The organism is Pseudoflavonifractor sp. (assembly GCF_050943825.1).
In the GTDB taxonomy this organism is placed as follows: Bacteria; Bacillota; Clostridia; order Oscillospirales; family Oscillospiraceae; genus Pseudoflavonifractor.
On record NZ_JBMNPX010000003.1, the window covers coordinates 56,314 to 69,410 of the forward strand.

At 64.3% G+C, this 13,097-nt stretch carries 13 protein-coding genes; 7 read left to right on the forward strand and 6 right to left on the reverse strand.

Annotated elements, in window-relative coordinates; genetic code table 11:
- Positions 1–37 precede the first annotated feature (37 nt).
- From aspS to ricT, 6 genes are all read left to right on the forward strand, one after another.
- Positions 38–1,837 (forward strand): aspartate--tRNA ligase, encoded by a 1,800-nt coding sequence (aspS, locus tag ACOX7T_RS04275; RefSeq protein WP_433440210.1) that lies wholly within the window; start codon positions 38–40, stop codon positions 1,835–1,837.
- Between the two features lie 67 nt (positions 1,838–1,904).
- A complete protein-coding gene (locus tag ACOX7T_RS04280; RefSeq protein ID WP_433440212.1) occupies positions 1,905–2,726 on the forward strand; it encodes a tyrosine-protein phosphatase in 822 nt (273 codons plus the stop codon).
- A gap of 369 nt (positions 2,727–3,095) precedes the next feature.
- The gene (locus ACOX7T_RS04285; protein WP_433440214.1) at positions 3,096–4,430 is read left to right on the forward strand and encodes an aminotransferase class I/II-fold pyridoxal phosphate-dependent enzyme; all 1,335 of its coding nucleotides are present in this window, start codon (positions 3,096–3,098) and stop codon (positions 4,428–4,430) included.
- A gap of 55 nt (positions 4,431–4,485) precedes the next feature.
- On the forward strand, positions 4,486–4,809 hold the full coding sequence (locus tag ACOX7T_RS04290; protein WP_294551928.1) for a cyclic-di-AMP receptor: 324 nt from the start codon (positions 4,486–4,488) through the stop codon (positions 4,807–4,809).
- Complete coding sequence (locus tag ACOX7T_RS04295) at positions 4,809–5,804, forward strand: ATP-binding protein (RefSeq protein WP_433440217.1); 996 nt, start codon at positions 4,809–4,811, stop codon at positions 5,802–5,804. Before ACOX7T_RS04290 ends, ACOX7T_RS04295 begins: the two co-directional genes overlap by 1 nt.
- Positions 5,805–5,870: 66 nt before the next feature.
- Positions 5,871–7,271: a regulatory iron-sulfur-containing complex subunit RicT gene (gene ricT, locus ACOX7T_RS04300; RefSeq protein WP_433440219.1), complete on the forward strand. Its 1,401-nt coding sequence runs from the start codon at positions 5,871–5,873 to the stop codon at positions 7,269–7,271.
- 71 nt (positions 7,272–7,342) lie between these two features.
- Here ricT and ACOX7T_RS04305 read toward each other — a convergent pair whose 3' ends face one another.
- The 6 genes from ACOX7T_RS04305 to rpmH form a co-directional block, all read right to left on the reverse strand.
- Positions 7,343–7,843, reverse strand: a complete 501-nt coding sequence (locus tag ACOX7T_RS04305) for a hypothetical protein (protein ID WP_433440221.1) — start codon at positions 7,841–7,843, stop codon at positions 7,343–7,345.
- A gap of 132 nt (positions 7,844–7,975) precedes the next feature.
- A complete protein-coding gene (gene jag / locus ACOX7T_RS04310) occupies positions 7,976–8,773 on the reverse strand; it encodes an RNA-binding cell elongation regulator Jag/EloR (protein WP_433440223.1) in 798 nt (265 codons plus the stop codon).
- A 32-nt stretch (positions 8,774–8,805) separates the two neighbouring features.
- The gene (locus ACOX7T_RS04315) at positions 8,806–10,242 is read right to left on the reverse strand and encodes a YidC/Oxa1 family membrane protein insertase (protein WP_433440225.1); all 1,437 of its coding nucleotides are present in this window, start codon (positions 10,240–10,242) and stop codon (positions 8,806–8,808) included.
- 81 nt (positions 10,243–10,323) lie between these two features.
- Entirely contained in the window at positions 10,324–10,542 is a 219-nt protein-coding gene (yidD, locus tag ACOX7T_RS04320) for a membrane protein insertion efficiency factor YidD (protein WP_433440227.1), read from the reverse strand.
- Positions 10,539–10,886 (reverse strand): ribonuclease P protein component, encoded by a 348-nt coding sequence (rnpA, locus tag ACOX7T_RS04325; RefSeq protein WP_433440229.1) that lies wholly within the window; start codon positions 10,884–10,886, stop codon positions 10,539–10,541. Before rnpA ends, yidD begins: the two co-directional genes overlap by 4 nt.
- Before the next feature lie 161 nt (positions 10,887–11,047).
- A complete protein-coding gene (gene rpmH, locus ACOX7T_RS04330; protein ID WP_006570963.1) occupies positions 11,048–11,182 on the reverse strand; it encodes a 50S ribosomal protein L34 in 135 nt (44 codons plus the stop codon).
- A 343-nt stretch (positions 11,183–11,525) separates the two neighbouring features.
- Here rpmH and dnaA point away from each other — a divergent pair, with 343 nt between their 5' ends.
- Entirely contained in the window at positions 11,526–12,848 is a 1,323-nt protein-coding gene (gene dnaA / locus ACOX7T_RS04335) for a chromosomal replication initiator protein DnaA (protein WP_148319915.1), read from the forward strand.
- Positions 12,849–13,097 lie beyond the last annotated feature (249 nt).

The window sequence follows — 13,097 nt, forward strand, 5'->3', positions numbered from 1 at the left end:
TATAACATTGTATATTACAATTTGGAGTTGATTTTTCATGGATAACGCGCGTACCTGCTACCGCAGCCACTCCTGCGGTGAGCTCCGCATGGAGCACGTGGGACAGACCGTCACCCTGGCGGGCTTCCTGGAGAACTTCCGTGAGGTGGGCGCCAGCCTGGGCTTCGCAGTGCTGCGGGACTTCTACGGCACCACCCAGGTGGTGGCCGAGACCGAGGAGATGGTCAAGACCATCAAGGCCCTGAACAAGGAGTCCACCATCCAGGTCACCGGCGTGGTGCGGGAGCGGGACAGCAAGAACCCCAAGCTGCCCACCGGCGACATCGAGGTGGTGCCTGAGAAGATCGAGGTGCTGGGCCGCTGCCGCCACAACGAGCTGCCCTTCCCCATCAACCGCAGCCGTGAGGCTGACGAGTCCGCCCGCCTGAAGTACCGCTATCTGGACCTGCGCAACCCCGAGGTGAAGAACAACATCGTGCTGCGCTGCCAGGTGGTGTCCGCCCTGCGGCAGGCCATGACCGCCCACGGCTTCATGGAGATCACCACCCCCATCCTGACCGCCTCCTCCCCCGAGGGCGCCCGCGACTACCTGGTGCCCAGCCGGAAGCACCCCGGCAAGTTCTACGCCCTGCCCCAGGCACCCCAGCAGTTCAAGCAGCTGCTGATGGCCTCCGGCTTCGACAAGTACTTCCAGATTGCCCCCTGCTTCCGTGACGAGGACGCCCGCGGCGACCGCTCCCCCGGCGAGTTCTACCAGCTGGACATGGAGATGGCCTTTGCCGACCAGGAGGACGTGTTCACCGTTCTGGAGGACGTGCTGCCCCCCATCTTCGCCAAGTACGGCAAGTATGACACCGCCTCCTCCGCCCCCTTCAAGCGCATCCCCTACCTGGAGGCCATGGAGACCTACGGCTCCGACAAGCCCGACCTGCGCATTGACCTGACCGCTCAGGACGCCACCGAGGCCCTGGGCGCCTGCGGCTTCGGCCCCTTCGAGGGCAACACCGTCAAGGCCGTCAAGGTCACCGGCTTCTCCGCCACCCGCAAGCAGATTGACAAGCTGTGCGCCGACGTGGAGGTCCAGTCCGGCGGCAAGGTCTACTGGTTCCGCTACGACGAGAACGGCGAGATTGTGGGCGGCATCGCCAAGTTTGTCCAGCCCATCAAGGACGCCGTGGTGGCCGCTCTGGGCCTGGAGAAGGGCACCTTCGTGGGCCTGACCGCCGGCAAGAAGCTCTCCGCTCAGAAGACCGCCGGTGTGCTCATCAAGATGCTGGCTCCCCTGTGCCCCGACCACTTCCACAAGGAGACCTACGAGTTCTGCTGGATCGTGGACTTCCCCATGTACGAGATTGGCGAGGAGAGCGGCGAGCTGGAGTTCTGCCACAACCCCTTCTCCATGCCCAACGGCGGCCTGGAGATTCTGAAGAAGGCCGCCGACGGCCAGGTGGACCCCCTGTCCATCACCGCCTTCCAGTACGACCTGGTGTGCAACGGCGTGGAGCTGTCCTCCGGCGCCGTCCGGAACCACGACCCCGAGATTATGATTGAGGCCTTCCAGCTGGTGCGGCTGGGCGAGGACGACGTGAAGAGCAAGTTCCCCGCCATGTACAACGCCTTCACCTACGGCGCTCCCCCCCACGCCGGTATCGCCCCCGGTGTGGACCGCATGGTCATGCTGCTGGCCGGTGAGGACTCCATCCGTGAGATCATCCCCTTCCCCATGAACAAGAACGCCCAGGACCTGATGATGAACGCCCCGTCCTTCGTCACCCAGAAGCAGCTGGACGAGCTGAACATCGTCTGCACCAAGAAAGAGGAAGAGACCGCCGAGTAAGGCCTCTTCCTCCCGGGAACCTTTCGTTTTCCCGCCCTGCCACAGAAAGAAAAAGGAGTGACGGTTCATGTCCCATCTGCCCGGTTCCATCGGTCTTACCGGAGTGAAAAACGCCCGCGAGCTGGGCGGTATTCCCGCTGCCGGGGGAAAGAAGGTGCGGAAGGGCCTGCTGCTGCGCACCGGCGCTCTGTGCGACGCCACGGAGGAGGACCGCCGCATCCTGGCCCAGGACTACCGCCTGGCCTGGGTGGCGGACTTCCGTACCCTGAAGGAGGCCAACGCCCGTCCTGACCCGGCCTTCCGGGGCGCCTCCTTCTACCACCTGCTGGTGCTGGATGAGAACGGCGGCGGCATGAGCCGTGCGGCCCGGTCGGTGGCTGAGCATGGCCGCAGCGACTTCAACGCCATGCTGCTGTCCATGGCCAAGTCGGGCACCTTCAGCGACAAGTCCTACTGCGAGCTCTTCTTCACCGCCTGGGGTCTGGAGGCCTACCGGGCCTTCCTGGACCTGGCCCTGAAAAACGACGGGGAGCACGCCCTCCTCTTCCACTGCACCGCCGGCAAGGACCGCACCGGCATCGGCGCGGCCCTGCTCCTCTCCGCCCTTGGGGCGGACCGGGAGGCCATTATGGAGGACTTCCTCCTCACCAACCGGTACCTGGCCCACGAGCTGGCCCTGGTGGAGGAGTACGTCCGCCGGAGCTGCCCCGATGAGGCCGAGGCCCTGATGCCCGCCATCAAGGCCACCGCGGGCGTGGACCGGCGGAGCCTGGAGAACCTGCTGGATGAGATTGACCAGCGGTTCGGCTCCATGGACAGTCTGCTCACCGGCCCCATGGGCTTCAACAGCCGGAAGCTGGAGCGGCTGCAGAGCATTTATCTGGAATAACCGCCTGAAAAGACCGTCCCCCGGTGGGAGAAATCCTACCGGGGGACGGTCTTTTTAAAATGTTCACAAATTAGCCGCCGCCGTTCACAAAATGTTCCCAGTTTTTTCAGACTGATTTCAGTTTAATTGGGTATTATATGGGTGTCAACAGAGATGATACCTCTCTTGACTCTTCCCAAGCCCGGACGGAGCCTTGAGCAAGTTCCGCCAATCGGGCCGCGTTTCTTCTTTCCTTCTTTCCCGGCAAAAAGCCGGCCTGTCCGCAGGCCGGCTTTTTGCCGTTCTTCTTTTTCTCCCCATCTGGGGCCGCCTTGCGGGTTCGGGCCGGTTCTGCTATACTGGAGGAAACATTTTTCGGGAGATGACGCCATGGGACCCACCCCCCTCTACGATGCTCTCCGGGCCTTTGCCGCCCAGGACCCCCTGCGGATGCACATGCCCGGCCACAAGGGCCGCGCCATGCCCGCCTCCGAGTTCACCCCCCTGGCGGCCATGGACTTCACCGAGCTGCCCCCCACCGGCGACCTCTTCGCCGGAGACGGGCCCATCAAGGCGGCCGAGGACCTGTGGCGGGACACCCTCAACATGGGGGAGTGTCTGTTTCTCACCGGCGGCTCCACCCAGGGCATGCTGACCGCCCTCACCCTCACCTGCCGCCCCGGGGACAGCGTGCTGCTGGACCGTGGGTGTCACCGGTCGGTGTACAACGCCCTGGCCCTGCTGGACCTGCACCCCGTCTTTCTGCCCCGGCCCTGGCTGGCGGAGGCGGGCGTCACCGGCCCCGTTCAGCCCGGCGACGTGGAAAAATGGCTGGATTCCCGGCCGGAAATCAAGACTGTCTGTATTACCTCGCCCACATATTACGGTGTGTTGTCGGATTTGCCCGCTCTGGCCCACATCATCCATTCCCGGGGTGGAAAGCTGGTCGTGGACGCCGCCCACGGCGCCCACCTGCCCTTCCTGGGGTACACGGGCATGGAGGAAGTGGACATCGCCGTGGTGTCCGCCCACAAAACACTCCCCGCCCTGGGCCAGACCGCCCTGCTGCTGTCGGGGAAAAGCAGCGGCTTTGCCCACGGCGACCTGCGCGCCGCCGCGTCCCTGTACGGCAGCTCCAGTCCCTCCTATGTGCTGATGGCCAGCCTGGACCTGGCCCGTGCCTGGATGGAGAGCGAGGGAAAAACCGCCTATGAGGAGGCCGCGGCACAGACGACGGCGCTCCGGCAGCGCTTCCCCTCCCTGACGCCGGACATGGCGCCCCTGGACCCCACCCGCTTCGTGCTGCGCACCGGGGACGGCTTCGCCGTCCAGGAGGCTCTGGAGGAGCTGGGGGTGTGGCCCGAGATGGCGGACGCGGGCCACGTGGTGTTCATCCCCACCTGCGCCGACGGTCCCGAGGACTTCGCCCGGCTCTCTGACGCCATTTCCCGGGTGAACCCGCCGCCCCCGGAGGCCAACCCCTTCCCGCCGCCCCCTCCCCTGCCCCGGCTGGTGCGCTCCCCCAGACAGGCCCGGTTCGCCCCAAGCGAGACCGTGCCCTTTGCCGCCGCCGAGGGCCGGATATCCGCCGGGCAGATTGCCCCTTACCCGCCGGGTGTGCCCGTGGTGGCTCCCGGCGAGGAAATCGGGAAAAAACATCTCGCATATTTGTCGGAGATAGGTTATAATATGGAAAAAGAGGGCTGCCGGGTGCTCTGCCTGTAAGTGTGTGGCAGGCAGGCCCGCCCTCTCTCTCATTGTTCCTTCAGGAGGGATTACCATGAAACTGATTCTTGCCATTATCAACCGGGACGACGCCAACGCCGTCACTCAGGCCCTGACCAAAAAGGGCTTCTCCTCCACCAAGCTGTCCACCACCGGCGGCTTCCTCATGGCGGGCAACGTGACCATCCTGGTGGGCGTGGACGAGGAGAAGGTCCAGGCCGTGATTGATATCATCAAGGAGCACTCCCACAGCCGCAAGGAGCTGATCCCCACCACCACCGAGATGAGCTACGGGTACTACCCCTCCATGCCGGTGGAGGTGCTGGTTGGCGGCGCCACCATCTTCGTGGTGGACATTGAGCGGTTCGAGCGCGTCTGATGAACCTGAGCCTTCTGGCGGGCAACGCCGCCCTCAAGGGGCAGCTGGAGGCCCAGACCGCCCGCCGGGGCCTGTCCCACGCGTACATTCTCAGCGGCCCGGCCGGGGCTGGCAAGCGTACGCTGGCCCGGGTCCTGGCCGCTGCCTTTGTATGCCGTGGGCAGGGGGACAAGCCCTGCCTGTCCTGCCCCGACTGCCGCAAGGCCATGGGGGGCATCCACCCGGACATCTCCGTCATCGGGGACGACGGCAAGGACATCAGCGTGGCCCAGGTGCGCGCACTCCGCTCCGACGCCTACATCCGCCCCAACGAGGCCGGGCGCAAGGTGTACATTCTGGAAAACGCCCAGACCATGAACGCCAGCGCCCAGAATGCCATGCTCAAGCTGCTGGAGGAGGGGCCGCCCTACGCCGCCTTCCTCCTCCTCACCGACAACGCCGCCGCCCTGCTCCAGACCGTCCGGTCCCGGTGCGAGGTGGTGACACTGTCGCCGGTGACCGAGGCGGAGGCCGAGGACTGGCTGTCCCGCAGGTACCCGGACAAGCCCCGGGAGGCCATTGTGGGGGCTGCACAGCGCTGCGAGGGCCTGCTGGGCCGTGCCGTGGCCGAGCTGGCCGGCGCCTCCGGCGGAGAGAGCCAGGCCCGTGCCGCCGCGCCCGAGCTGATTGCCCGGCTGTCCGCCGGGGATGAGCTGGCACTGATGGAATTGTGCATCTCCCTGGAGAAGTGGGACCGGGACAGCCTGTCCGACCTCTTCTCTGAGGGGGTTCTTCTGCTGCGCCACGCCCTGGTGCTCCGCACCGGCGGAGACTGCGGCGAGGCCGACCCCGACCGCCGCGCCGCCGCTGCAAAGGCGGCCCAGGCCCTGTCCCCCAGGGCGCTGCTCGCCGCCGTGGACGTGCTGGAGCAGCTGCGCACCTCCTGCGCCTTCAACGTGGGCGCGGGACACCTGGCCGGCTGGCTGTGCGCCGCTCTCGCCCGCTGCCGGGGGTAATGGCCCATTCCCGCCGCCGTGGCGGTTTATTCTGAACGTGCGCCCAGGTGGGCGCTGGAGGTACCTATGACCGAAATCATCAGCGTCCGCTTCAAGAGCGGAGGCAAGGAGTACTATTTCGACCCCAGAGGCACCCAGGTCCGGGCCGGACAGGGGGTCATCATCGAGACCTCCCGGGGCATCGAGTACGGCGAGTGCGTCAAGGGCAACACCATGGTGGAGGATGAGAGCGTGGTGGCTCCCCTCCGTCCCCTGGTGCGCATCGCCACCGAGAAGGACCTGGACACCGTGGCCCGCAACCGGGAGAAGGAGAAGAAGGCCTTCCACATCTGCCAGGAGAAAATCGCCGCCCACGGGCTGGACATGAAGCTGGTGGAGGTGGAGTACAACTTCGAGGGCAACAAGATCCTCTTCTTCTTTACCAGCGAGGGCCGTGTGGACTTCCGGGCCCTGGTAAAGGACCTGGCCGGCATCTTCCACACCCGCATTGAGCTGCGGCAGATCGGCGTCCGGGACGAGGCCAAAATGCTGGGCGGCCTGGGCATCTGCGGCCGTCCCTTCTGCTGCGCCTCCTTCCTGGACGACTTCCAGCCCGTGTCCATCAAGATGGCCAAGACCCAGAGCCTGTCCCTCAACCCCACCAAAATCTCGGGCACCTGCGGGCGGCTCATGTGCTGCCTGAAGTACGAGCAGGACGCCTACGAGGACGCGGTGAAGCGGATGCCCAAGAACGAGAGCTTCGTGGAGACGCCCGAGGGCGTGGGCACTGTGTCCCAGGTAAACCTGCTGCGGGAGACGGTGAAGGTGCGCCTGGACGACGCGCCCGAGTCTCCCCGCTGCTTCCACAACTGCGAAATCTGCGTGGTGCGCAACGGCAAGGGCAAGCGGCCGGAGGGGTATGTGGCCCCGCCGTCGGAGGAGCTGGCCAAGCTGCGCAAGGTGACCCCGCTCCCCGAGGACCCGGAGGAGAAGCTGCGCAGCAGCCTGGGCACCGCTCTCACCGGGCTGGGGCTCACCGCCTCTGTGCGTACTGAGGGCGAGCAGCAGCAGGCCGAGGCAAAGTCCGGCCGGAGCCGCAGCCGCAGCCGGAACCGGGGCGGCGAGAAGGCCGAGCAGGCGCCCCGCCAGGCCCAGGAGGGCAAGCCCCAGAAAAAGCAGGAGAACAAGCCCCGTCCCGAGCAGAAGAAGGCCGAGCCCAAGGCCCAGCAGGAGGGCAAGCCCCGCCAGGAGCAGAAGAAGCAGGAGAAGCGCGGGGACAAGCCCCAGCAGAAGCCCAAGGGGGACAAGCCCCGCCAGGAGCGCCCTCCCCAGCAGGCCCAGCAGCAGCCCAAGGTCAAGCCCGAGGCTGTGAACGCCGAGGGGGCTGCCGAGGGCGGCGAGAAGAAGTCCACCCGCCACCGCCACCGCCGTCACCGGCCCCGGGCTAAGGGCGAGGGCGGAGCGGCTCCCACCGCGCCCCAGGAATAAGCATCAAATGCAAAAATGAACGCGGCGTCTCAGCGCGAGACGCCGCGTTTTCTGTTTGCTTTTATCCTGTCCTACACCAGGCCATACTTTTGGCACACCGCCCGGTACGCCTCCCCTTCCCAGTCGCCCCCACAGTCACTCAGGGCCCGCAGCAGCTCCGCCAGGGTGTCCAGGTCCGCCCCGCTCAGGGGCAGCTCCAGGGGGGTAATCTTCATTCTCTCCTGGGCGTCCGCGGAGGAGTAGGCCCCGGTCCAGGCGTATACCCCGATGCGGTCGGTGAGGGTGTGGAGATTGCCCGAGTTGGGGTCCCGGTCAAAGGTCTGGAGGGAGAGGAGAAACTCCGTCTCCCCCCGCCTCACGCACACCCACATCCAGCCCCGCAGGTCGTAGGGAGGCGCCAAACGGCTGCCCGAGGTGTACCGGCTGATACCGGCCCCGCCGGGCCGGGGACTGGTCTCAAAGTCGGGCAGGGCCTTGAAATAGGCGGCGATTCTGTCCCGCTCCTGCCGCCGCGCCAGGCGGTACCCCTCCCGGAGAGCGGAGAAATCCGTCCCGTGGTCCGTTTCTTTCAAGGTCCTCTCCCCTTTCCAAAGCATATCGACCATAGGATACCACGCGCCCGGCGGTCAGGCAATCCCTGCTGCCATAGGAAAAGCGCCGGAGACCTGATGGTCTCCGGCGCTTTTATCATGCTCTGTGGTTTTTTACTGTCCCCGGTGCTCGCCGCGGCTGTAAGCCACCACGGTGCGGCGGTTGGGCTCGGTGCCGGTGGAGTAGGTGGTCACGTCGGGGTAGGTCTGGAGGGCGGTGTGGATGACGTGACGCTCGTAGGCGTTCATGGGCTCCAGGGTCACGTTCCGGCGGTACTTGACCACCTTGCCCGCCACCTTCAGCGCCAGCCGCTCCAGGCTCTCCTCCCGCTTGGCGCGGTAGCCCTCGGCGTCCACGTGGACCCGGACCCGGTGGGACTGGCCATGGTTGACGGCGTAGTTGGTCAGCTGCTGGATGGCGTCCAGGGTCTCGCCCCGGCGGCCGATGAGGCTGCCCAGGTGCTCGCCCAGCAGCTCCACCTCGTAGGTGTTCTCCTCACCCAGGGTGATGGAGGGGACGGCGCTGGAGCCCATATGGGCCAGCAGGCCGGTGAGGAAGGCGTGAATCTTCTCAGCGCGCTCGTCGCCGTCCACAGTGACAGCGGCGGGCTGGGCCTTGGGCTCCTCGGCCGCAGGGGCCTCAGGAGCCTGGGGAGCGGCCTTGGGAGCCTCCTCCGCCACAGGGGCGGCGGGGACGGTCTCCACAGGCTTCTCCTCTGCCACGGGCTCCTCGTCGGGGGCCTCGTAGGTCACCTTCACCTTGGCCGGGGAGGCGCCGATGCCCAGGAAGCCGGTCTTGGCCCGCTCCAGCACCTCCACGGATACGTCGTCCCGGTCCATTCCCAGCTTCTGGAGGGCGGCCTCAATGGCGGCCTCCTCGCTGCGGCCGGTGCTCTCAATATATTTCAGCATGGGCTGTTTTCTCTCCTTTTCGAGGAAAAGTGTCAGGACTGCTTTCCGTCCTCGCCGGAAGCGTCGTAGTCGGGGGCGTCATAGTGAGGGGTCTCAAAGCCGGGGGCCTGGGTGGTGCCGGCGTCCTCAGCGGGCGCCTCGGCAGGGGCCTCAGCGGGAGCCTGGGTGGTCTGCTCCGCCTTCAGCTCGTCCACGATCATCTGGTCGGCGGCCTGCTCCAGAGCGGCCTCCTCCCGGACCTCGGATTTGTGCTCCAGCTTCTTGTCCTGGGCGTTCTCCACCACCGCGCCGTTCAGATCACGGTAGGGAGTGGGGCCGTCGGGGCTAAAGCGGTAGGGGTCGTAGGCCCGGCCACGGGCGTAGGCGCGGATGCCCACACGGCTGGCCTCACGGACAGAGGCGGGAATCTTGGCCTCATCCGGGTCCTTGGGGGTCTTGGGGCCCTTCTTCTTGCCCTTGTTGTTCTTGGCCTCCTCGATGCGGCGGGCGCGCTCGGCGCGCTCCTCCTCACGGCGGCGCTTCTCCTCTTCCTTCTCCTCGGCCTCACGGCGGGCGGCAATCTCAGCGGCCTTCTCATAGTCCTTCTTCAGCAGCTTGCCGGCCAGGAACTCCTGGAGCATGGACAGCACGTTCTGGCTGATCCAGTACACAGACAGGCCCGCGGGCATGGCAAAGCCGATCCACAGGGACATGAGGGGGGAGATGATGAGCATGGTGCGGTTGGTGGAGTTGGCCACGGCATTCTCGCTCTGCTTGTTGACCGCGTTGGTCTTCATCATAATGAGGGAGAACAGCAGACCGGAGCCAGCGGACACGATGGGCATGAGGAACAGGCCGATGTGGGCCCAGTCCACGCTGCTCCAGGTCCAGAACTGCCACTGGGGCATCTGGGCCAGGTTCAGGCCCAGGAAGTTAAAGTTGATGACGCGGGCGCCCTCGGCCACGGCCTGGACGGCGCCGATGTTCTCAGGAGTAATGAGGGACGCCAGGTAGAGCTGGTTGTAGCCCACGTTGGCGAAGTCGGCGGCTTCCTTGATCCAGCCCTTGGCCACCGCCTCGGTGCTCCAGTTGACCACCTCGGCCACCTGGCTGATGGCGTCGGGGGTCAGGTTCATCAGGTAGGTCAGGGGCTGGCGGATGATGGCGTACAGAGGGAGCAGGATCACCAGGGGCAGCAGGCTCCAGAGGCAGCCGCCCATGGGGTTGACCTTCTCCTTCTCGTAGAGCCTCTGAAGCTCCATATTGTACTTTTCCCGGTTGTTGCCGTACATTTTCTGGAGCTTCTGCATCTGGCCGTTGAGCATGTTCATCTGGATCATGGACCGCTTGGCCTTGATGGACAGGGGGAAGAGAATGACCTTGACCAGAACGGCGAAGAGGATCAGGGCCACGCCGTAGTTGTCGAAGAGCTCATAGAAGAGCATCAGGACCCATACAAAGGGGGTCAGAAGAAGCTGAATTCCTTGCATTGAATGGCCTCCAAAGTAAATTTTCGGGGCTGAAACGCGGGGGAATTTCTCCGTCAGGGCACCAAAAGGGCGGCCCGGACCTTACGGTACCGGGTCGTACTCAATGGACTTCTGACGGTGAAAGGGGTGGCACCGCAGCAGACGCCGCAGGGCCAGCAGCCCGCCCTTGACCGCGCCGTACTTCTCCACCGCCTCCAGAGCGTACTCGGAGCAGGTGGGGATGAAACGGCAGCAGGGCGGCCGCATGGGGGATATGCTGCGCCGGTAGAATTGAATCAGACCCAGCAGCAGCCCCTTCATGTGCCGCTCCCGTTGAGAAGGCCCAGCTTGTCCGCTGTGCGGAGGAACTGCCGCTGCAGCTCGGCATACCGGCTGTGGCAGGCCCGGACCCGGGCCACTACGACAATGTCGTACCCGGGGCGGATTTTTTCCTCGTTGGTGCGGTAGATCTCCCGCAGCCGGCGGCGGACACGGTTGCGCACCACCGCCTTGCCCAGCTTGGTGCCGGTGGTGAAGCCCAGCCGGTTGTAGCCCAGCCGGTTTTTCCGGCAGTACACCGCCATGCAGGGGTTCACGGCGCTCTTTCCCTTGGCGTAGAGCCGGCGGAATTCGTGATTGAGTTTGAGAGAGACCGTGTGATCCATGCTGCGCCTTCCTTCAAGAGACGGGTTTGGAGGAGGGATGGCTCCCTCCCCCGCCGGGGGAATGGGGAAAACAGGACAAATTTGTCCGCATGCTGCGCAGGGGCGGAAGGATCAACTCCTCCGCCCCTCAAAAAAGCCCTATTTTCTTTTCCGCTGCCACCTTAGTGGGTCAGGCGGGCGCGGCCCTTCGCACGGCGGCGGGCCAGGACCTTGCGGCCGTTGGCGGTACGCATACGCTTGCGGAATCCGTGCTCCTTGGAACGCTGACGCTTCTTGGGCTGATAGGTACGAACCATCGTGTTACACCTCCTGTTCGTTTAAAAAGCGGCCGGAGCCGCCCTCCACAACGGCCGGAGCAAGCCCGGCCGCGGTCGTCAATTGCCATGCCTTTACACCCCAAAACCGGGTATAATAGCGCACTGGGTATTATAACCGAAAACAAAATCCCCTGTCAACTACTATTTTTGGAAGGAAAACAAGAAAATTTTCTCCATCCTACTATATCTTGTGGGTGTACGGAAAAATGCCACAAATCCCCTTATTTCTTTTAATATGTGTAGGCGCAAAAAACATTGCTAGGGAGGTATTTTTTTGGTATACTCAAAGAGACGCATTTTTTTGCAAAAGGGGGTTTCACCCGTGAATTCACCGGCCGATATATGGGCCAAGGTTCTCTCCCTCATGGAAGCGGACATGACTGCCACGGCGATCAACACCTGGTTTGACGACTGCACCGCCGTGGCCCTGGAGGAGGACCGCTTCGTCATCCATTCGCCCACCAACTTCAAGCGTGACATCATCCGCAAACGCTATGTCCCCAATATCCAGAAGGCACTGCACGAGCTCTTTGCCGCCGACTTCCAGGTGGAGGTCCTGGGCGAGGGGGAGCTGGAGCACTTCACCGAGGCCGCCAAGCCCGTGGACAGCACCTTCCTCCCCGGCACCGAGGACTACACCTTCGAGCGCTTCGTGGTCGGGTCCTCCAACAAGTTCGCCCACGCCGCCGCCCTGTCCGTGGCCGAAAACCCGGGCAAGAGCTACAACCCGCTGTTCATCTACGGCGAGTCCGGCCTGGGCAAGACCCACCTGCTCTACGCCATCGCCCACAAGATCCACGCCACCCGCCCCGACTTCCGGGTGGTGTACATCAAGGGCGACGCCTTCACCAACGAGCTGATCCAGGCCATCCGTGAGGGCAGCAACCAGGAGTTCCGGGAGAAATTCCGCTCCGCCGACGTATTCCTCATGGACGACGTCCAGTTCATCGCCGGCCGCGAGAGCTCCCAGGAGGAGATGTTCCACACCTTCAACACCCTCTACGAGGCCGGCCGCCAGATTGTCTTTACCGCCGACCGTCCCCCCAAGGAGATGCTGCGGCTGGACGACCGTCTGAAAACCCGGTTCGAGTGGGGCCTCCCCGTGGACATCAAGCCCCCCGACTACGAGACCCGCGTGGCCATCATCAAGAACAAGGCCATCCGCCGGGGCATGGAGCTGCCCGAACCCGTCCTCCAGTACATCGCCGAGAACATCACCTCCAACGTGCGCCAGATTGAGGGCACCGTCAACAAGATTCTGGCCTTCCAGGAGCTGATGGGCGAGAGCGTGGACGTGGACACCGTCACCCGGGCCGTCCGGGACATGTTCAAGGAGAAGGCCGAGTTTCTCCCCTCCGCCGACGTGATCATCGAAGAGGTCTGCAAATTCTACAACATCGAAAACGACGCCCTCCGGGGCCAGGGCCGCACCAAGGACACCGCCCTCGCCCGGCAGATGGCCATGTACCTCATCCGGCGCATGACCTCCCTGTCCCTCAAGGAGATCGGCAAGGAGTTTGAGGGCCGGGACCACACCACCGTCATGCACTCCATCGAGCGCATTGAGAACCTGATGAAGTCCAACGCCGAGGTGGCCGAGATCATCAAGGACCTGAACGCCAACATCAACGCCCGGTACGAATAACCCCTCCCCCGCTCTTTTTCCATTTTTTTGAAGGAAAAAGGGAGGCCACCGCATACCCTTTAATGCAGGATTTCCTGCACCAATCCGATTACAGGGGGCAATCAGTTTTATCAACATTCTGTGGAGATGTGGAAAACCCAAATGTGGACAACTTCCCCCTTTCCCCGAAGGTGTGGAAACCGGCAAAAATTCTCCACACCCCCTGTGGACGGCCAACCCCTTCCCGCTCTAAGGCTTCCGCAGTTTTTC